Source organism: Lachnospira pectinoschiza (assembly GCF_020564355.1).
Lineage (GTDB): Bacteria > Bacillota > Clostridia > Lachnospirales > Lachnospiraceae > Lachnospira > Lachnospira intestinalis.
On record NZ_JAJCRR010000002.1, the window covers coordinates 336,576 to 354,715 of the forward strand.

At 40.6% G+C, this 18,140-nt stretch carries 23 protein-coding genes and 1 other annotated feature; of the genes, 22 read left to right on the forward strand and 1 reads right to left on the reverse strand.

All coding sequences use genetic code 11. The features are described 5' to 3' along the window. The first annotated feature begins 7 nt into the window (after positions 1-7). The 14 genes from LI288_RS04805 (at position 8) to LI288_RS04870 (ending at position 11,244) form a co-directional block, all read left to right on the forward strand. Positions 8-661 (forward strand): HAD family hydrolase, encoded by a 654-nt coding sequence (locus LI288_RS04805; RefSeq protein ID WP_022433251.1) that lies wholly within the window; start codon positions 8-10, stop codon positions 659-661. Between the two features lie 153 nt (positions 662-814). Next, positions 815-1,204, forward strand: coding sequence for a PBECR2 nuclease fold domain-containing protein (locus LI288_RS04810; RefSeq protein WP_227089617.1), 390 nt, complete (start codon positions 815-817; stop codon positions 1,202-1,204). 237 nt (positions 1,205-1,441) lie between these two features. Beyond that, positions 1,442-1,831 (forward strand) — a binding site (T-box leader). A gap of 47 nt (positions 1,832-1,878) precedes the next feature. Next, a complete protein-coding gene (trpE, locus tag LI288_RS04815; RefSeq protein WP_227089618.1) occupies positions 1,879-3,288 on the forward strand; it encodes an anthranilate synthase component I in 1,410 nt (469 codons plus the stop codon). Continuing rightward, positions 3,285-3,884, forward strand: a complete 600-nt coding sequence (locus LI288_RS04820; protein WP_022433254.1) for an anthranilate synthase component II — start codon at positions 3,285-3,287, stop codon at positions 3,882-3,884. The genes trpE and LI288_RS04820 overlap by 4 nt, the downstream gene beginning before the upstream one ends. 1 nt (position 3,885) lies before the next feature. Beyond that, the gene (gene trpC / locus LI288_RS04825) at positions 3,886-4,686 is read left to right on the forward strand and encodes an indole-3-glycerol phosphate synthase TrpC (protein ID WP_227089619.1); all 801 of its coding nucleotides are present in this window, start codon (positions 3,886-3,888) and stop codon (positions 4,684-4,686) included. Next, the gene (locus LI288_RS04830) at positions 4,679-5,338 is read left to right on the forward strand and encodes a phosphoribosylanthranilate isomerase (RefSeq protein WP_227089620.1); all 660 of its coding nucleotides are present in this window, start codon (positions 4,679-4,681) and stop codon (positions 5,336-5,338) included. The genes trpC and LI288_RS04830 overlap by 8 nt, the downstream gene beginning before the upstream one ends. A 51-nt stretch (positions 5,339-5,389) precedes the next feature. Then, on the forward strand, positions 5,390-6,574 hold the full coding sequence (trpB, locus tag LI288_RS04835; protein WP_022433257.1) for a tryptophan synthase subunit beta: 1,185 nt from the start codon (positions 5,390-5,392) through the stop codon (positions 6,572-6,574). Then, positions 6,574-7,374, forward strand: coding sequence for a tryptophan synthase subunit alpha (trpA, locus tag LI288_RS04840; protein WP_227089621.1), 801 nt, complete (start codon positions 6,574-6,576; stop codon positions 7,372-7,374). The genes trpB and trpA overlap by 1 nt, the downstream gene beginning before the upstream one ends. 16 nt (positions 7,375-7,390) lie before the next feature. Continuing rightward, positions 7,391-7,702: a DUF3837 domain-containing protein gene (locus LI288_RS04845; RefSeq protein WP_022433259.1), complete on the forward strand. Its 312-nt coding sequence runs from the start codon at positions 7,391-7,393 to the stop codon at positions 7,700-7,702. Between the two features lie 138 nt (positions 7,703-7,840). After that, complete coding sequence (locus tag LI288_RS04850) at positions 7,841-8,107, forward strand: HPr family phosphocarrier protein (RefSeq protein WP_022433260.1); 267 nt, start codon at positions 7,841-7,843, stop codon at positions 8,105-8,107. A gap of 36 nt (positions 8,108-8,143) precedes the next feature. After that, positions 8,144-8,719 carry a DUF6465 family protein gene (locus LI288_RS04855; RefSeq protein ID WP_227089622.1) on the forward strand — a complete coding sequence of 192 codons (576 nt, stop codon included), beginning with the start codon at positions 8,144-8,146 and terminating at the stop codon, positions 8,717-8,719. Positions 8,720-8,814: 95 nt separating this feature from the next. Beyond that, positions 8,815-9,312, forward strand: coding sequence for a CarD family transcriptional regulator (locus tag LI288_RS04860; protein ID WP_227089623.1), 498 nt, complete (start codon positions 8,815-8,817; stop codon positions 9,310-9,312). Between the two features lie 154 nt (positions 9,313-9,466). Beyond that, positions 9,467-10,153, forward strand: coding sequence for a polysaccharide deacetylase family protein (locus tag LI288_RS04865; RefSeq protein ID WP_227089624.1), 687 nt, complete (start codon positions 9,467-9,469; stop codon positions 10,151-10,153). A 98-nt stretch (positions 10,154-10,251) separates the two neighbouring features. Next, a complete protein-coding gene (locus LI288_RS04870; protein WP_227089625.1) occupies positions 10,252-11,244 on the forward strand; it encodes a Gfo/Idh/MocA family protein in 993 nt (330 codons plus the stop codon). Between the two features lie 190 nt (positions 11,245-11,434). On the opposite strand, the gene LI288_RS04875 is transcribed toward LI288_RS04870, so the two are convergent. Beyond that, complete coding sequence (locus LI288_RS04875; RefSeq protein WP_022433265.1) at positions 11,435-12,148, reverse strand: Crp/Fnr family transcriptional regulator; 714 nt, start codon at positions 12,146-12,148, stop codon at positions 11,435-11,437. A gap of 235 nt (positions 12,149-12,383) precedes the next feature. On the opposite strand from LI288_RS04875, the gene LI288_RS04880 reads away from it, so the two are divergent. The 8 genes from LI288_RS04880 (at position 12,384) to LI288_RS04915 (ending at position 18,135) form a co-directional block, all read left to right on the forward strand. Then, entirely contained in the window at positions 12,384-13,214 is an 831-nt protein-coding gene (locus LI288_RS04880) for an ATP-binding protein (protein ID WP_227089626.1), read from the forward strand. 23 nt (positions 13,215-13,237) lie between these two features. Further along, entirely contained in the window at positions 13,238-14,830 is a 1,593-nt protein-coding gene (hcp, locus tag LI288_RS04885; RefSeq protein ID WP_227089627.1) for a hydroxylamine reductase, read from the forward strand. A gap of 255 nt (positions 14,831-15,085) precedes the next feature. Beyond that, positions 15,086-15,355: a DUF7724 family protein gene (locus LI288_RS04890; RefSeq protein ID WP_227089628.1), complete on the forward strand. Its 270-nt coding sequence runs from the start codon at positions 15,086-15,088 to the stop codon at positions 15,353-15,355. Beyond that, positions 15,348-15,572, forward strand: a complete 225-nt coding sequence (locus LI288_RS04895) for a DUF7723 family protein (protein ID WP_227089629.1) — start codon at positions 15,348-15,350, stop codon at positions 15,570-15,572. Before LI288_RS04890 ends, LI288_RS04895 begins: the two co-directional genes overlap by 8 nt. Continuing rightward, complete coding sequence (locus tag LI288_RS04900) at positions 15,572-15,850, forward strand: DUF4160 domain-containing protein (protein ID WP_227089630.1); 279 nt, start codon at positions 15,572-15,574, stop codon at positions 15,848-15,850. Before LI288_RS04895 ends, LI288_RS04900 begins: the two co-directional genes overlap by 1 nt. A 36-nt stretch (positions 15,851-15,886) precedes the next feature. Continuing rightward, the gene (locus LI288_RS04905; protein ID WP_227089631.1) at positions 15,887-16,747 is read left to right on the forward strand and encodes an FRG domain-containing protein; all 861 of its coding nucleotides are present in this window, start codon (positions 15,887-15,889) and stop codon (positions 16,745-16,747) included. A gap of 41 nt (positions 16,748-16,788) precedes the next feature. Continuing rightward, the gene (locus LI288_RS04910; protein WP_227089632.1) at positions 16,789-17,106 is read left to right on the forward strand and encodes a nucleotidyltransferase family protein; all 318 of its coding nucleotides are present in this window, start codon (positions 16,789-16,791) and stop codon (positions 17,104-17,106) included. Between the two features lie 21 nt (positions 17,107-17,127). After that, positions 17,128-18,135, forward strand: a complete 1,008-nt coding sequence (locus LI288_RS04915) for a virulence RhuM family protein (protein ID WP_227089633.1) — start codon at positions 17,128-17,130, stop codon at positions 18,133-18,135. Positions 18,136-18,140: the final 5 nt, after the last annotated feature.

An 18,140-nucleotide genomic window follows, 5' to 3' on the forward strand; every position in this document is an offset into this window, starting at 1 on the left:
GAAAATAATGAGTAAAATTGACAGTATTATATTTGATTTGGATGGAACGCTTTGGAGTTCGGCTAAGGCAATCAGTGAAGCGTGGGGACTTGTATTACAGAAGCATGAAAATATTGAGAAAAAGGAAGTGACAGAGGAAGAGCTTTACAGTTGTATGGGGCTTCCGATGTATGATATTGCAGCAAAGCTGTTTCCGTCACTGGCAGAGAATATCCGTAATCAGTTAATGGACGAGTTATGCGAATTTGAAAACGGATATCTGGAAAAACGCGGCGGTGTTTTATTTAACGGATTGGAAGAAACACTGGCACAGTTACAAAAAAAATATAAGCTTTATATTGTAAGCAATTGTCAGGACGGATATATCGAAGCATTTATCAAAGCACATCATATGGAAAAGTATTTTGAAGATACGGAGTGCTGGGGAAGAACCCGCTTGTCAAAGGGTGAGAGTAATAAGATACTGATAGCGCGCAACCACTTACAAAATCCGGTTTACGTGGGAGATACCGCAGGGGATTATCAGTCTGCCATTGATGCGAGAATTCCGTTTATCTATGCGGCGTATGGTTTTGGCGAGGTTCGGGACTGCGATTATAAAATACAGAGTATCCGGGAACTGCCGGAGGTGGTGGAACAGGTAAACGAGAATAAAAAATAAATTTTTTGTAAATAAGAATAGTGGTATATAATCTTTTTTTAATAAAACAAAACTTGACGAATATCATTGCTTTGATATACTGGATATATATATTCTAATAACATATGCAAATGTAAATTTGTATTGTATCTTTGCGGTTAAACCGCATCAGAAATGAGGGGCAGTGTGTATTTTGTTGGGAGAATACGAAAAGAAATATACCAATGTATAACATCTGATTGTATAACAGATGAAGTGATTATTACAGACAAGCAGGTAGAACATATAAAACAAAGACATCCGAATGATTATGAGCGTTATGGGAAATACTTAACAAGAATAGTAGAAGACCCAGATTATATTATAGAAGCAAATCGAAAGAATACAGCACTTGTATTAAAAGAATTTGTAGAGGGTGGAGAAGTTTTTAAAACGGTAGTCAGACTTGTCACATCAATGGACGATGTCAATTACAAAAATTCTGTTATTACATTTATGAAGATAGATAATAAAGAGTGGAACAGATTATTAAGAAATAAGAAAATTCTTTACAAAAGAGAATAAGAATGTTATTATTTGAATACAGTAAGAAAGGAATTGTCTGAGGTGGAGGAATTCGTACAATCCACACGCCGCTGGTACAGACAGGGGAAACCCGAGAGACGCAGGAGAGCTGTACGCCTGCCAGACAGTTCCTTTATACTAATGAGATGATTTTTGTAAATAAGAAAATTCTCAAAAAAAGAATTGACACACGTAATAAACCGTGCTAAACTATCACCAATTTAACAAATTAAAGAATTAAAGTCGATGAACAAAATAGTACTTTCAGAAGGTACACTACAGAGAGCCGGTGGCGGTGAGAACCGGTGTGGAGAGCTGGAACGAATGGGTTTGGGAGATGCATTGGTGAACATTTTATGGTTAAGTAAGTAGCTGATGACGTGACCTCACGTTACAGAGGCAGGGTATTGCACAGGCAGTATCAGGAATGAGTCAGATAACAGGTGGCATATCCGGTTTCGGGTATGCTTTTTTTATTTTATCGGAAATGACAGTATTTCTATAATATAAAAATAAAAGCCAGACTATCCGTGACTTTTATTTTCCTATATTTGTAACAGGGAAAATGAAAACACATAATCCGGTATCTGAGAAAACAGGGTGGCACCACGATAATTCGTCCCTTATGCAGTGATAATAGCTGCATAAGGGATTTTTTTTATGGAGGAATGGCGATGAAAAGACGGTTAAAAGCATATAAAAAGACAGTCAGCATCGTAGATGAATCTACGATAGCACTGTATGAAAGCCTTGGCAGAGAAAAGAAAGGCTTTCTTATGGAAAGTAATGACAAGGAAAACGGAAGATACACCTTTATGGGTGTTGAGCCGGAAGCACTGATTCAGTCAGACGGTGAATCTCTGGTAATTACAAAGGCAGACGGCACAAAGGAAGTGCGCAGGGGTAACCCGCTGGAGCGGTTAAAAGAATATTACAGTGAATTTGAAATTGTAAAAGAAGACGGTGAACTTGAATTTACAGGTGGACTGGTCGGCAGTCTGGGATATGATTTTATCCGCTATACCGAGGATTTACCGGACGATAATGAAGATGAAATCGGAATTGAAACCATTCAGCTTATGCTGGCTTCAAAGTTTCTGGCAATCGACCATGTAGCAGAAACCTTTACAGCGGTAATACTGGAAGAAGACAGCCCGGAAGGCAAGAAACGCGCAGAACAGGAAGCCAAAGAGCTGATTGCGCGGGCAAGAAAAAATCCAAAGGCGGCAGAGAAAAAACACGTCCATGACGGCATTATCGTGAAAAAATCCGATACCTGTGAGCAGTACAGCAGGAAAGTTCAAAAAATCAAACAGTACATCAAAGAAGGACACATTTTCCAGACGGTGCTTTCACAGCGCTGGACGATTCAGACCAAACAGGACGGTTTTGAACTGTATAAGGAACTGCGGGAATTAAATCCGTCACCGTATCTGTATTATTACAATTTCGGTGATTTTGAAATTATCGGAAGTTCGCCGGAAATGATTGTCAAGCAGACAGATAACAGAGTTTATACTTGTCCGATTGCGGGTACGAGAAAGCGCGGAAAGACACCGCAGGAAGATACGGCATTGGAACAGGAACTGCTCGCAGATGAAAAAGAGCGTGCAGAACACGTTATGCTGGTCGACCTTGCAAGAAATGACATGGGAAGAATTGCACAAATCGGTTCGGTAAAGGTGTCCGAATTTATGAGAATCCAGCGGTATTCCCACGTTATGCACATCGTTTCACTGGTAGAGGGAAGAAAAAAAGGCGAGTATCATCCACTGGATTTGGTATCCTCATTTCTTCCGGCAGGCACCTTAAGCGGTGCACCGAAAATCAGGGCAATGGAAATTATTGACGAACTGGAAACGGTCAGACGCGGATTATACGGCGGCGCAACCGGTTATCTGGATTTTGGCGGCAACATGAATTTCTGCATTACAATCCGTACCATGATAAAAAAAGGTGAAAAAGTCTATTTACAGGCAGGTGCGGGAATTGTGGCGGATTCGATTCCTGAAAATGAATATCAGGAGTGCTGTAATAAGGTCATGGCACTGGCAAAGACACTGGTCGAGGAGGAAAAGTTATGATATTACTGATAGATAACTATGATTCGTTTACATATAACTTGTATCAGTTTATCGGTACATTTAACAATGATATAAAGGTCGTCAGAAACGATAAAATTACAATAGAAGAAATAGAAGACTTAAATCCTGAATCCATTGTGATTTCGCCGGGACCGAAAAGTCCAAAGGAGGCAGGTATCTGTCTGGAGACCATCCGCCATTTTGCGGGAAAGAAGCCGATGCTTGGAATCTGTCTGGGACATCAGTGTATCGGAGAAGCATTTGGCGCAACGGTTTCTTATGCAAAGAAAATCTGTCATGGAAAACAGTCGCTGATAGAACATGATACAGACGGTATTTTTGAAGGCATTAACGAACCAGTCAAAGTTGCACGCTATCATTCACTTGCAGTCATAGAGGATACCCTGCCGGACTGCTTACAGGTGACGGCAAGAACGCAGGACGGAGAAATCATGGCAATGAAGCACCGGGAATATCCGATTGTGGGATTGCAGTTTCATCCGGAATCCATTTATACAGAGCACGGAAAGAGAATGATAGAAAATTTTGTAAACAACATAGGAAATGGGCAAAAATGCCTGCGGAATGGGGATTAATATGATTCTTGATGTAATTGTTGAAGATAAGAAAAAACGGCTGGTTGAACATAAGGCGGCAGTCAGCGAAGAAGAAATGAAACAGAAAGCATTGCAGAGTACACGTAAAAGTGTGGGATTTGCAAAGGCATTAAAAAAAGACGGTCTTTCTGTTATCGGTGAGTTTAAAAAGGCATCGCCAAGCCACGGGGCAATGGATATCAAGGTGGATTTAAAGGAGCGGATTTTGCAGTATAACGATTCGGTTGATGCGATTTCCTGCCTGACCGAGGAAGACCATTTTTACGGTAGTACGGCGTATCTGGAACAAATCCGGAAAATGACAAATCTGCCGGTTATCCGCAAGGATTTTATTATTGAAGAATATCAGGTCTATGAAGCAAAGGTTATCGGCGCAGATGCGATTCTTTTAATTGCCGCGATTTTAGATGATGAAACCTTTAAACGACTGTATGACCTTGCTTACAGCCTTGGGCTGGACGTATTGTGTGAGGTTCATGATGAAGCAGAATTGCAGAGAATGCTGGCGTTAGATGTTGAAATCATCGGAATCAACAACCGCAATTTAAAGACCTTTGAAGTGACCATGGATACGACAAAGAAGCTGTCAGCCATGCTTCCGAAAGACTTCAAGGAACGCGGTAAAGTGCTGGTATCCGAAAGCGGTGTCAGCACGGACGGAGATATTTCAGCATTAAAACAGAGCCATGCAGATGCATTTTTAATTGGCACGGCGCTTATGGAATCAGACAATCCGGGGGCGCTTACAAAGCACTGGAAGGAAGTTTATGCAAATGGGTAAGACAAAGGTAAAGGTCTGTGGGCTGACGCGGAAAGAAGAGGCAGAAATGCTTGCGGACTGCCGGGTGGAATTTGCGGGCATGGTATTGTTTTTTCCAAAAAGCAAACGCAATGTCACCTTACAGCAGGCAGAACAAATCCTTGCGGCACTCAAAAAATACGGTGTATCAAAGAGCGTTGCCGTGACGGTGTCCCCGACAAAGGAACAGGTAGAACAGATTATGCGGCTGGGATTTGATTACATACAGATTCACGGAACATTGTCCGATGAGGTACACGATGTGCTGAGGATTCCGGTAATCCGTGCAGTCAACGTGGCAGGAGAAACGGCGGAAGATAAGGAAAGTATCCGGCGGCAGTTAGAAAGCGTTCTGGCAGATGAAAAAACGGCGGGCATATTATTTGACGGCAGTTCGCCGGGCGCAGGAAAAACATTTGACTGGAATTTGTTAAAGAATATACAAAAAACGGATAAGCTGCTGTTTCTGGCAGGCGGCTTAACACCTGAAAATGCCGCGCAGGCGGTAAAAACCGTAGCACCGGACGTTGTTGATGTCAGCTCCGGTGTGGAAAAAGACGTTTCGCCGTGTGCGGCATTTGCGGGAAAAGATGCAGAAAAAATCACAAAATTTGTAGAAAGTGTAAGGTTATAAGACATGATTACCTGGAATCCTGAGTAATCATGCGGGCAGAAGGAGGATAAAATGAGTAACACATATTATGGAGAATTTGGCGGACAGTTTGTATCGGAATCACTGATGAACACACTGGCCGAACTGGAAAAAGCATTTGATGAGGCGATTAAAGACCCGAAATTTATTGCGGATTATAATTACTATTTAAAAGAGTATGTCGGCAGGGAAACACCGCTTTATTTTGCGGAGCGTCTTTCTGAAAAGTATGGCACAAAAATTTATTTAAAGAGAGAAGATTTAAATCATACCGGCGCGCATAAGATTAATAATGTCATCGGACAGATTCTTCTGGCAAAGCGCATGGGAAAGACAAAGGTTATCGCCGAAACCGGCGCAGGACAGCACGGTGTTGCAACAGCAACCGGCGCAGCTTTATTTAACATGGAATGTACCGTATATATGGGTGCGGAAGATATTGAAAGACAGCGTTTAAATGTATTCCGTATGGAGATGCTCGGTGCAAAGGTATGCCCGGTTACAACCGGAAGTTCAACTTTAAAAGATGCAACCAATGAAGCTATCCGTACATGGGCAGAGCGTGCAGAGGATACATTCTATATTATCGGTTCAGCCGTAGGACCGCATCCGTATCCGAAGATGGTAAAAGAATTCCAGAAGATTATCAGTGTAGAAGCTAAAAAGCAGATTCTTGAAAAAGAAGGCAGACTGCCGGATGTGGTAACAGCCTGTGTCGGCGGCGGTTCTAATTCAATTGGTATGTTTGCCGATTTCATTGACGAACCGTCTGTACGTCTTGTCGGTGTGGAAGCAGGTGGATTAGGTGTTGAAACCGGAAAGCACGCAAGTGCAATGGCACTGGGCAAGGTCGGTGTGTTACACGGCATGAAGACTTATCTGTTACAGGATGATAACGGTAATATTGAACTGGCTCATTCTATTTCTGCCGGACTGGATTATCCGGGTGTCGGACCGGAACACGCTTATCTGCGTGATACAGGCAGGGCAGAATATGTGTCTGTGACGGATACGGAAGCAATGGAAGCACTGCTGGAGCTTTGCAAGCTTGAAGGAATTATTCCGGCAATTGAAAGCGCACACGCACTTGCTTATACTTTTAAGATGGCAAAGAATATGAAAAAAGATGACATCATTGTAGTCTGCCTGTCAGGCCGTGGTGATAAAGATGTCCATACGGTAGAAAAGTATTTAAACGGAGAGGAGACGAACAAATAATGAATCGCATTGAAAAAAGATTAGAAGAATTAAAGCAGGAAAATAAAAAAGCATTTATTACATATACAACGGCAGGACTGCCGGATTTACAGACCACGGCAAAACTGATTTTTGCACAGGAAGAAGCGGGTGCGGATATTTTAGAAATCGGCGTGCCGTTTTCAGACCCGGTAGCAGACGGCCCGGTGATTCAGAATGCCTCTTATCAGGCAATCCAGAAAGGCACAACGCTTACAAAGATTTTTGATATGGTCGAGGGTGTCCGCAAAGAAAAATGTGAGGTTCCAATTGTGTTCATGATGTATTATAATACAGTATATCATTATGGACTGGATGCATTTGCGGCACGCTGTATCGAGTGTGGTGTCGATGGACTGATTATTCCGGATTTACCTTTTGAAGAACAGGGCGAATTAAAGGCAGTACTTGCAAAGAATGAAGCTTCACCGATTCTGATCCAGCTGGTTTCACCGGTTTCAAAGCAGCGTGTGCCAATGCTTCTTGAAAATGCAAGGGGCTTTGTATACTGCGTATCCCAGATGGGTGTTACCGGCAAAGGTGCCAATTTCCATAAGGATATCAGAGAATATCTGGCAGCAGTAAAACAGACCAGTGCAATTCCGGTGATGGTCGGTTTCGGAATCCGCACGGCAAAAGATATTGAACCGTTTGAAGATATTGTGGACGGCGCAATCGTTGGCTCTAACCTGCTGCGGATTTTAGAAGAAAGCAATTATTCCGTGGATGCAGTCAAAGAATATGTATCCGGATTTAAAAAGGAATTAAATGAAAACAAATAAGCGGGGGTGAACAGCAGTGGTACCGGTTCTTGCCAAAAATGCAGTGCGGATAAAATGTAATTTCCAGAATGCAGGCATGACGGGAAATTATGAATGTGCCTATGCGCTGGGTATTTTAAATGCCCAGCTGGGGCTTCCCGAAATAACAGAATATGAAGATATTGCCGCATTAAAAGAACAGCTTTTGGAAAAAGCCGCAGATTATAAAACGGAAGAGGCAGGCTTAAAGCAGATGGTGCATCTTTTAAAAGAATATGAAGCAGCGCCTGTGGCAGACGAACAGATGCGGGAACTTTTTACTATGGGATTTCATGATAAGAATTTATAAATTTTAGCTGATTTATTATGAAAAATGCCAAAAATTCGGATACCTGTTGACTTATTCTTTCGAATAGAGTATATTTTGTAAGTGAATTAAAATATATGAAATTATTAGTAAATGAAAGTTAAAGGTGGATGTTAAACTATGACACAGACAGTAGAAGTAGCAGACATTGAAAAGACACATAAGAATGCAATCGCTGAGCTTGTGCAGACAGCCTGCAAATTTGAAAGCCATATTGAGATTGAAAGCGAAGGAAAAAATATCAACGCAAAGAGTCTTATGGGGATTATGGCATTTGGCTTGAAAAAGGGAATGGAAGTAAGCATTTCCGCAAAAGGAACAGATGAAAAGGCAGCAGTAGACTGTATCAGCCAGTTCTTAACAAGCAATGCAGAATGTGCAATGTAATGTAAATGTGTGATCAAATGTGAGGAGGTCCGTTTTATGAGAGGAAAAGGAAAATCAGGAGCTACAACAGCAGCAAAAGAAAATGCAGTAAATACAGTTGCAAAGAAGGCAGAATCAACTATTGAAGCAGTGGCTGAAAAGGCAAAAGAAGCTGTAAAGAAAGTAGAAGTTAAAGAAGAAGCTGTTAAAGAAACACTTGCAGAAACAAAAGCTGAGGTAAAGGCAGAAATGAAAGCAGTAGAAAAAGCAGCAGAGCCTGCAACAGCGGTAACAGCAGCAGAAGCTGCACCTGCAAAGAAGACGGCGGCAAGAAAGACAGCTGCGAAAAAGACAGAAACAAAGCCTGCTGAAAAGAAAGCAGCTGCAGTTAAGAAAACTGTGAAAAAAGCAGTAACAAGAAAGACAGCTGCAAAGAGTGAACCGTCTACGGAAGTATTTATCCAGTATCATGGTAAGCAGATTGATGAAAAGGCATTACTTGAAAGAGTTATGCAGGACTGCGGTGAGGATAAGATTTCAGTGGAAGATTTAAAGCTTTATGTAAAGCCGGAAGATAACGCTTGCTATTATGTTGCAAACGGTAATGTGGCAGGTAAAGTAGATTTATACTAAAATTACTTTATATAGTCAGAACAGAGCTGTTGCGCGAAAACGTTGATTTTCGTGTGGCAGCTCTTTATTTCAATCAGATAAAGGAGAGAGGATGTATGTTTGAAGTTGGCGACAGAGTATTTTACGGTGTTGTGGGCGTGTGTGAAGTAGAAGACATTGCAGCACCGCCGATTAAAGGTATTGACGGAAAGTATTATTATTTACAGCCGGTTTATGATGATAAAGGCATCATCTACTCTCCTGTGGACAGTAAGAAAGTGTCTATGCGGACTATTATCACAAAAGAGGAGGCACAGACATTTTTAGAGCGTGCCAGAAACTGTAAAAGTGATGAACTGCTTAATCAGAAGATTACACCGAACCAGTATGATGAAATGGTAAAATCCCAGGATACGGAAAAGTTGATGCACCTGGTACGTTTTTTATATGATATAAAAAACGAACGTGCAAAGGAGCTGCGCAAAATGAAGTCGGCAGACGGCAGAATGTTAGTAACGGCAAGAAAACTGCTTTACGGTGAACTGGCTGTTGCACTGGGAAAAGATTACAGTGAAATGTCAGATTTACTTGATCAATATCTTGGACAGAATTAATAAATCCGTACAATAAAAATGTTACAAAAAATATAGAAATAACCGCATACAGTTTTTCATAGATATAAATCAGACAGGATTGATTATCGCAGAACTGAATAAATTCAGTTCGCGATTCCTCCAGCATTAGAATGCCTGCGGAATGGGGATTGGTATGAAGAAAAAACTGATGCGGCGTTTTTGTATTTGGGGCGTATATTGTCTGTGTGTCCTGCTGATGCTGATTGTCAGCGGTGTAGGCGGCAAGGCAGAGCAGACGGCGGCGATTTCTGCAAATGACTGTTATGAGAACAGGATTGCAATTACATTTGACGATGGACCGGGTAAAGGCACAACGGAAAAGTTATTAGACGGACTAAAGGAACGTGGCGTAAAAGCGACGTTTTTTTTAGTTGGTGAAAAAATTGAAGACAACCGTGAACTGGTGGAAAGAATGTATGCGGAGGGGCATCTGATTGGCAATCATACATTTACCCATGTACAGCTTAGTAAGGTGGACGGAAAGCAGGCGCTGGAGGAAATTGTGAAGACCAATACACTGATTGAAGAAATTACAGGCGAACCTGTCCGATATATCCGTCCGCCATACGGTTCGTATTCCAACAGTCTTTTAATGCAGATTAATATGACACCGGTTTTGTGGAGCGTAGACCCCGAAGACTGGAATACGGATAATACAGGGCAGGTTGTAAAGTCTGTTGTCGCAAATGTAAAATGCGGTGATATTATTTTACTGCATGATATTTATGATTCATCGGTGGCGGCGGCGTTGGAAATTGTGGACGAATTAAAAGCGAAGGGATTCATTTTTGTTACCGTGGATCAATTACTGCTTGATTAATTGTACGAAAGCGTGTACACTGGGGTTAAATTTGAGAGGAAGATTGAAGGAAGATAAGAAAATGAGAGAATAAGAAAATGAGAAACGGAGGGATTACGATGAAGTGGGGTATTATGGCAACAGGCAGTATTGCACAGAAATTTGCGTCAACCGTGAATCGTATGACAGACGAAGGAGAAATCTTACAGGCAGTGGCTTCCAGAACAAAGGAATCTGCGGAAAATTTTGCAAGACAGCACCGGATTCCGGAGGTATTTGATTCATACAAGGCTATGGCGGAGTCCGACAGTGTCGATGTGATTTACATTGCAACACCCAACAATATGCATTATGAAAATGTAAAAATGTGTCTTCTGGCAGGAAAACACGTTCTTTGCGAAAAGCCGTTTACAACCAGTGCGGCACAGGCGCAGGAACTCTATGCGCTGGCAGAGGAAAAAGGTCTGTTTTTAATGGAAGGTTTCTGGATTCGTTTTCTTCCGGTTTTACAGAAAATGCAGGAACTCATCAAGGAGGGAAAGTTAGGAGAAATCCGCTATATCCGTTCCGAATATGGATTTGTTGCAAAAGGGGACAGAAAAGTGCGCAAGTTTAATCCGCAGCTTGGCGGTGGCGCCTTGTTAGATATCGGTATCTATAACCTCGGTTTTTTAAATATGATTATGGGAAAGAATCCCGATTCATTTACCAGCGACGTCCATATGACAGACGTTGGCACAGATGATTTCAGCGTGATTCATCTGCATTATTCGCAGGAGAATGGACAGGGAGCAGAAGCGGTTGTCACAACGGCAATCGGGCTGGATATCCAGCGGAAAGCCGCAGTTATCGGTACAAAGGGCAGTATTTATCTGGACGATTTTCAAAAGGCGGAAACAATGACGGTTTCTTTATCGGACGGAGAAGAATATGAAATTGAAATTCCGTTTGAAATCAACGGCTTTGAGTACCAGATAAGAGAAGCTTCCAACTGTATCAGAGAGGGCAGAACCCACAGCGGTATCTACACACCGCAGATGTCCTTGCAGACGTTGTCATTGATTGATGATATCCGTGCAGGCTGGAATATGAAATTTCCATTTGAAAAATAAAATACAGTAAAAATAAAATATAAATTAAATATAGCAAAATAAAATATAGTAAAAGCCTGAAATCACAGGGGTTATGTTATGTATGCGGAGTTGGAATACATGGCGGCACGGGTGGTTTCAGGCTTTTATTTTAGCATTTTACCGGAAATGAAAATGGCATTTTATCAGAAGTAAAAATTTGTCGGACAGATTAAGATAGAATATCTGCATTTACATCATCCGGTACAGACTGTAGTATAAAGTGATTTTTATTTGTGGTAAGCAGTCCCTGCTTTTGCAGGCGCGACAGCTCCGCGGACATGGCAGCACGTTCCACGCACAGATAGTCGGCAAGCTGCTGGCGGTCATAAGGAATATCAAAGGAAAGACTGCCCTGCCGCTGGGCTTCGGCAGACAGGTAGGAAAGCAGTTTTTCTTTTGTTGTGCGCTTGCTCATATGTGTGATTTTCTCATTAAACAGTAAAAGCTTTTTGGCAAGAACAGAAATCAGGTTCTGGATTAAATGTGTGTGATGTTCGCAGGCAGACGGGCAGACCCCTAAAATGCGGTGAATATCTAAGTACAGCAGGGAACAGTCTTTCGTTACTACGACACTGATATTTAATGCAGTACCGTTGGAAGCGGCAAAGGGTTCGGCAAAGGTCTGTCCCGGAAGAATCTGCGCCATGATATTTCTGTGTCCCCATACATCTTCCTGAATTACAATCGCACTTCCCGATAACAGCAGTCCCATAGTTGATGTCATATCTCCGGCACGTAAAAGGTAGCTGTCTTTTTCTTTATCGCTTACAAAAGCCCCCATACAGTGTAATACAGATAATATTTCTGAATCGGACATGCCCGAAAAAATAGAAGCTGTCCTAAGAATCGGTAAAAATTGTTCTAAATTGTCAGTAGTGTTCATATGAATCTCCATTTCTGAGCGACTTGTTGCTAATTTCCATTCCGTAGGTGATAATTTCAAAGGTAATTGATTGTTGTCAAAGTAATTTTTTTATATTATTTTTACTTTGTTTGAAATCAAACATACTTGTTTGAATTATTATAATAAAATCATCACAGAAACGCAAGAGCGGCTGTGCAATAAAAATAGTATAGCCGTTCATCAACAATAAAAACACTCAGAAAGGATTGTTGAAATGAAAAGAAGAATTATCACGATAGATGAAGAAAAATGTAACGGATGTGGTGCTTGTGCCAATGCGTGCCACGAAGGTGCAATCGGAATGGTAAACGGTAAGGCAAAACTGATGCGTGACGATTACTGTGACGGACTGGGTGATTGTCTTCCTGCCTGTCCGACAGGGGCAATTACATTTGTAGAACGCGAAGCGGCGGCTTATGATGAGCAGGCAGTTCTGGAAAATAAAAGAAAGAAAATGCAGGCACAGGGGCAGTCCGGCACACAGATGCCACTTCATGCAGGCTGTCCGGGTACGCAGATGCGCCGTATGCACCATGCGGAAAATAACAGTGCGGCAGGACAAGGCAGTATAGCTGGGCTGAATAATAACGCGGGTCAAAACGGTGTAATGGGAATGAATAATATCGCAGGTCAAAGCAGTGGTACAGAACCGGCAAATGCAGCATCGTTTTCGCCGGTGTCACAGCTTTCACAGTGGCCGGTTCAGATTAAACTGGTGCCGGTAAATGCACCGTATTTTGACGGCGCAAAGCTGCTGATTGCGGCAGACTGTACGGCATATGCTTATGCAGGCTTCCATGAAAAATTTATCAAAAATCATATCACGCTGATTGGTTGTCCGAAGCTTGATGATGTTGACTATTCGGAGAAACTGACACAGATTATTGCCAATAACAATATCAAGAGCATTACGATTGTCCGCATGGAAGTGCCTTGCTGTGGCGGCATTGAATACGCTGTGAAAAAGGCCATTCAGGACAGCGGAAAGTTCCTGCCATGGCAGTGCTATACGATTTCGATTGACGGAAATATTATTGATGAATAAGAATTGCGGAATGGAGAAAAGTGATGGAAAATAAAATGTTTTGTTATCAGTGTGAACAGACGGCAGGGTGTACAGGCTGTACACAGTCAGGTGTCTGCGGAAAATCAGCAGATACAGCCAGATTACAGGATGAGCTGACCGGTGCGTTAATCGGTCTTGCGCGTGCAACGGAGAGTAATCCGGCAACACAAAATACGTATCAGACAATTATCGAAGGACTTTTTACAACAATTACTAATGTAAGTTTTGACGATGATGCCATTATCAGGCAGATTGAAAAGACCCATGCGGCAAAGGAAGAACTGGTGCCGGGCTGCGGAAGCTGTGGTGCGCCTTGCGGCAAGACAGAAGATTATGATATGCAGCAGCTTTGGAATGACAATGAAGACATTCGTTCTTTGAAATCGCTGATTTTATTCGGACTGCGCGGCATGGCGGCATATGCTTATCATGCGCAGATGCTTGGATATCAAGATGATGAAGTGAATGACTTTTTCTGTGAAGGACTGTTTAAAGTCGGTTATGAAAATACAATGGAAGAACTGCTCCCAACCGTATTAAAGGTCGGAGAAATTAATTTAAAATGTATGGCACTACTTGATAAAGCCAATACAGAAAGCTATGGAACACCGACACCGGCAGTCGTACCGCTGACCGTGGAAAAAGGACCGTTTATCGTTGTCACAGGTCATGATTTAAAAGACCTAGAACTGCTGTTAGAGCAGACAAAGGATAAGGGAATCAACATTTATACACACGGAGAAATGCTTCCGGCGCATGCTTATCCGAAGCTGAAAAAGTATCCGCATTTAAAAGGAAACTTCGGTACGGCATGGCAGAACCAGCAGAAGGAATTTGCAAATCTTCCGGCGCCGGTTTTATTTACAACAAACTGTCTGATGCCGCCAAAGGCAAGCTACGCAGACCGCGTGTTTACAACAGAAGTTGTGGCATTTCCAGATACCGTTCATATCGGGGAAGACAAGGACTTCACGCCGGTTATTGAAAAGGCACTGGAGCTTGGCGGATTTGCGGAAGATACGGAGTTTACCGGAATCAATGGCGGAAATAAGGTACAGACCGGTTTTGGACACGGCACGATTTTATCTGTAGCGGATAAGGTTGTGGAAGCCGTAAAGGCGGGCGATATCAGCCATTTCTTCTTAGTAGCGGGCTGTGATGGCGCAAGACCGGGCAGAAATTATTATACGGAATTTGTAAAACAGACCCCGAAGGACAGTATTATTTTAACACTTGCCTGCGGCAAGTATCGTTTTAATGACCTTGACCTCGGAGAAATCGGCGGACTGCCAAGAATTATGGATATGGGACAGTGTAATGATGCGTATGGCGCAATTCAGGTGGCAGTTGCCCTCGCAGATGCGTTCGGCTGCGGCGTCAATGACTTACCGTTATCTTTCGTACTGTCATGGTACGAGCAGAAAGCGGTCTGCATTTTACTGACACTTCTGCACTTAGGCATTAAAAATATCCGTTTGGGTCCGTCTTTACCGGCGTTCCTCTCACCGAATATTTTAAATTTCCTCGTAGAAAATTACGGCATTGCGCCGATTACAACACCGGAGGAAGATTTAAAGGCACTGCTGGGAAAGTAAGAGCTGTTGTACAAGATATAAAAATTAAGATACTGTTTCGTTAGATAAGACTGCCTGAAAGTGGTGGCTGGATAATAAAATGAAATGATAAGGCATCGGACAGACTGCAAGCGCGGGCTGGACGGTGCCTTGTTTTGCTGTATGAACAAATTTGACAAATGACAGGGAGGGGAGGATAAATTGCGGTTTGGGAAAGGATTTGATATAATAAAAATAATTGTAAATAGCAGAATTATATGGAATTAGGAGAATGATATGGATTATGCCGTTTTGAGTAAAGACAAAGACTTTATAATTTTTAAATATGGAAACCGGATTATACGGTTTAAAGCACCATATTCATTAGAATATTTTACAGCGGTAAAAGAATGGGAAGACGGGTATCTGGTTGTGCTGGCGAAATATGCACATAATAGCGAAAGCGAAGAAGAATATATCGACCTTGTTCCGATATTGGAAAATCTTTATATTTCACCACAGGAATTTTTAAAGCCGATTAAGGAGGTAAAGCTAGAAAATGATTAATATTAAAGAAATTGCAGATGAAGCGGATTTGATTGTAAATGGATATGCATTTAAAAAATGTGACTTGGGTTATCGGGTTTTGAATTTGGATTGTCCGGAACATGCGATTGTGATTTCACAAGAAGGCGAAACGCTAGAAACAACAATGGATGATATAGAAATTCAAATTGTAAAGGATTATTTTGTGAAAAATAAAAAATATATGGAGGAGGATTAATGCCAAAATATTACGAATTTAAAGTCGCAGGATATTATTTGTATTTTACATCATTTTGTACGGTAGAATGTATGCATGTTCATGCAAGCGACAGAAAATTAACAGAATCAGGTTCGGCAAAATTTTTTGTAAAAGATAATGGTGACACGGTTTTGCAGAACCGAGGAGTGCTTAATGATAGAGAAATATTGAAAATACAGCAATTTATTAAGGATAATTATAAAGATATGTATATTCGTTGGGCAAAGTATAGTAATAATGGGTTTTATGAAAAATAAGATTCAATATGGACAGCGTAGAAAAGAGGGGATAAGATGTCGAAGTTTATCAGAAAATATGATTACCAACAGATTACTATTGAAGATATAAATGAAATTTATGAGATAGCAAATGACTATAATGTTTTTTATAAGTTGCCGCGGCATGGACGAGGAGATATAAATGATAGACGTACATATTTACAGGCATTTTATCGGGGACAAAGTGATGCGTTTTGGAATATAGTACCTAGCATATGTAGAAATAAAAATATTGATGAAAGTATATCTGCAAGAGGAAGTTTATTATTTGAGGAAATGGCATATAAGCAACATTATATTGAACCAACGAGATTAATTGATTTTACTACAGATTTAGATGTTGCTATGTATTTTGCCTGTTGTGATAATATGAATAAAGATGCTGCGATATTTATATGGTCATATTCACCATATGATTCAGAATGGATTAGGACAACGATTCAGTGTGAACTGGTTAATATATGTAGAGATAGAATTAGCGTCAGTGAATTTGCAGAAGAACTTTTAGATAAATATTCGGAGTTGAAAGATAAATACAACTGTATTCGGGATTTTTGTGCTGAATTAGTATCGTTTTTAGAACATGGATTTATGATAACTCCGTCTCAGAATCCGCGAGAACGCAATTTGAGAATACAGAGACAAAAAGGTTGTTTATATGTGTGTGGAGTAAAATTTGAAACTCCGATTAATGAAATGCGAACAAGTTTTAATGCTGGAAATAATATATTTTGTCCACATGATGTAGTTGTACCTAAAGAATTAGATAAAGGCCATTTTTTAGTGAAGATTATTATTCCTTTTCATTTGAAAAATGAAATAATGATGCAACTTGAAAAAAAGGGGATTACAGAAAAATTTTTATTTCCGGACTAATATTTATGGCAAAAATAATTCTTGAAAGATAGTGGTTAATAATGAAAAAATTAGATGAAACAGCATTTACAGAAAGAGAATTAAAGATATTTAAGGAAATACAAGAATATGCAAAGAAATATCAGACGAAAAAAGTTGTATTATTCGGTTCAAGGGCGAGAAGAACCAATCGTGAAAAGAGCGACATAGATTTGGCGGTATATGGCTGTTCTGATGTTACGGAGTTTTATTTTGATATTGAGGAGGAGGTCAATACATTATTAATGTTTGATGTTATTGACATGGACAGGAAAAATATATCGAAAGATTTGTTGCAGGAAATAGAAAGGGACGGGGTTATTATTTATGAAGAAGTTTGAAACTATAGAAAGGACAGTTTTATGGGGAAAGAATTACAAATAAGAAATAGTACAGTTGATTTTCTTGTATTTACCCGTGATGCAGGAGAAGACGGAATAGAGGTCAGAGTACAGAATCATGATGTATGGCTGACACAAAAAGCTATATCGCAGCTTTTTGATGTAGACAGAAGTGTTGTTACGAAGCATTTAAAGAATGTTTTTGAAGAAAAAGAATTGGATGAAAATTCAGTTTGTGCAAAATTTGCACAAACTGCTGACGATGGGAAAATATACCAATACAAGTTTTATTCTTTGGCAGCTATTATTGCAGTTGGATATCGTATTAATTCTGAACGGGCTGTTCAGTTTAGAACATGGGCAACAAAGGTACTTGAAACATTTACAAAGCAGGGATATGTGCTGGATAAAAGCAGATTGATTAACGGACAGATTTTTGATGAGGATTACTTTGAACATCTTATTGCTGAAATTCAGGAAATCAGGGCAAGTGAAAGAAGATTTTATCAGAAAATTACAGATATTTATGCAACAGCGGTTGATTATGATAAAAACTCGCAGGTGACTAGAGAATTTTATGCAACAGTCCAAAATAAAATGCATTATGCTGTTCATGGCAATACGGCGGCAGAGGTGATAGTTGCCAGGGCAAACCACAATAAAGAACATATGGGACTTACATCATGGAAAAATGCGCCAGACGGAAAAATCGTGAAGACGGACGTAACGGTTGCCAAAAACTATTTGCAAAAAGAAGAACTTGCAGAATTAAATGAGATTGTAACAATGTATCTTGATTATGCAACCAGACAGGCAAGAAGACATATTCCGATGACAATGGAAGATTGGAAGACAAAGCTTGATGCGTTTTTAAGATTTAATGATGCAGAAGTATTGCAGGATAAAGGAAAAGTAACTGCCGCGATAGCAAAAGAGTTTGCAGAAAGTGAATTTGAAAAATACAGGGTAATACAGGATTCTCTTTATGAAAGCGATTTTGATAAATTGATGAAAAATATGGAAAGTTAGATAAA

Excerpts from the sequence above, each read along its gene's own strand:
- hcp (WP_227089627.1), top strand. The coding sequence starts at position 13,238 with ATGGAAAATAAAATGTTTTGTTATCAGTGTGAACAGACGGCAGGGTGT.
- trpC (WP_227089619.1), top strand. The coding sequence starts at position 3,886 with ATGATTCTTGATGTAATTGTTGAAGATAAGAAAAAACGGCTGGTTGAA.
- LI288_RS04910 (WP_227089632.1), top strand. The coding sequence starts at position 16,789 with ATGAAAAAATTAGATGAAACAGCATTTACAGAAAGAGAATTAAAGATA.
- LI288_RS04855 (WP_227089622.1), top strand. The coding sequence starts at position 8,144 with ATGAGAGGAAAAGGAAAATCAGGAGCTACAACAGCAGCAAAAGAAAAT.
- trpB (WP_022433257.1), top strand. The coding sequence starts at position 5,390 with ATGAGTAACACATATTATGGAGAATTTGGCGGACAGTTTGTATCGGAA.
- trpA (WP_227089621.1), top strand. The coding sequence starts at position 6,574 with ATGAATCGCATTGAAAAAAGATTAGAAGAATTAAAGCAGGAAAATAAA.
- trpE (WP_227089618.1), top strand. The coding sequence starts at position 1,879 with ATGAAAAGACGGTTAAAAGCATATAAAAAGACAGTCAGCATCGTAGAT.
- LI288_RS04900 (WP_227089630.1), top strand. The coding sequence starts at position 15,572 with ATGCCAAAATATTACGAATTTAAAGTCGCAGGATATTATTTGTATTTT.
- LI288_RS04875 (WP_022433265.1), bottom strand. The coding sequence starts at position 12,148 with ATGAACACTACTGACAATTTAGAACAATTTTTACCGATTCTTAGGACA.
- LI288_RS04865 (WP_227089624.1), top strand. The coding sequence starts at position 9,467 with ATGAAGAAAAAACTGATGCGGCGTTTTTGTATTTGGGGCGTATATTGT.
- LI288_RS04895 (WP_227089629.1), top strand. The coding sequence starts at position 15,348 with ATGATTAATATTAAAGAAATTGCAGATGAAGCGGATTTGATTGTAAAT.
- LI288_RS04890 (WP_227089628.1), top strand. The coding sequence starts at position 15,086 with ATGGATTATGCCGTTTTGAGTAAAGACAAAGACTTTATAATTTTTAAA.
- LI288_RS04805 (WP_022433251.1), top strand. The coding sequence starts at position 8 with ATGAGTAAAATTGACAGTATTATATTTGATTTGGATGGAACGCTTTGG.
- LI288_RS04860 (WP_227089623.1), top strand. The coding sequence starts at position 8,815 with ATGTTTGAAGTTGGCGACAGAGTATTTTACGGTGTTGTGGGCGTGTGT.
- LI288_RS04905 (WP_227089631.1), top strand. The coding sequence starts at position 15,887 with ATGTCGAAGTTTATCAGAAAATATGATTACCAACAGATTACTATTGAA.
- LI288_RS04880 (WP_227089626.1), top strand. The coding sequence starts at position 12,384 with ATGAAAAGAAGAATTATCACGATAGATGAAGAAAAATGTAACGGATGT.
- LI288_RS04820 (WP_022433254.1), top strand. The coding sequence starts at position 3,285 with ATGATATTACTGATAGATAACTATGATTCGTTTACATATAACTTGTAT.
- LI288_RS04830 (WP_227089620.1), top strand. The coding sequence starts at position 4,679 with ATGGGTAAGACAAAGGTAAAGGTCTGTGGGCTGACGCGGAAAGAAGAG.
- LI288_RS04870 (WP_227089625.1), top strand. The coding sequence starts at position 10,252 with ATGAAGTGGGGTATTATGGCAACAGGCAGTATTGCACAGAAATTTGCG.
- LI288_RS04850 (WP_022433260.1), top strand. The coding sequence starts at position 7,841 with ATGACACAGACAGTAGAAGTAGCAGACATTGAAAAGACACATAAGAAT.
- LI288_RS04810 (WP_227089617.1), top strand. The coding sequence starts at position 815 with ATGAGGGGCAGTGTGTATTTTGTTGGGAGAATACGAAAAGAAATATAC.
- LI288_RS04915 (WP_227089633.1), top strand. The coding sequence starts at position 17,128 with ATGGGGAAAGAATTACAAATAAGAAATAGTACAGTTGATTTTCTTGTA.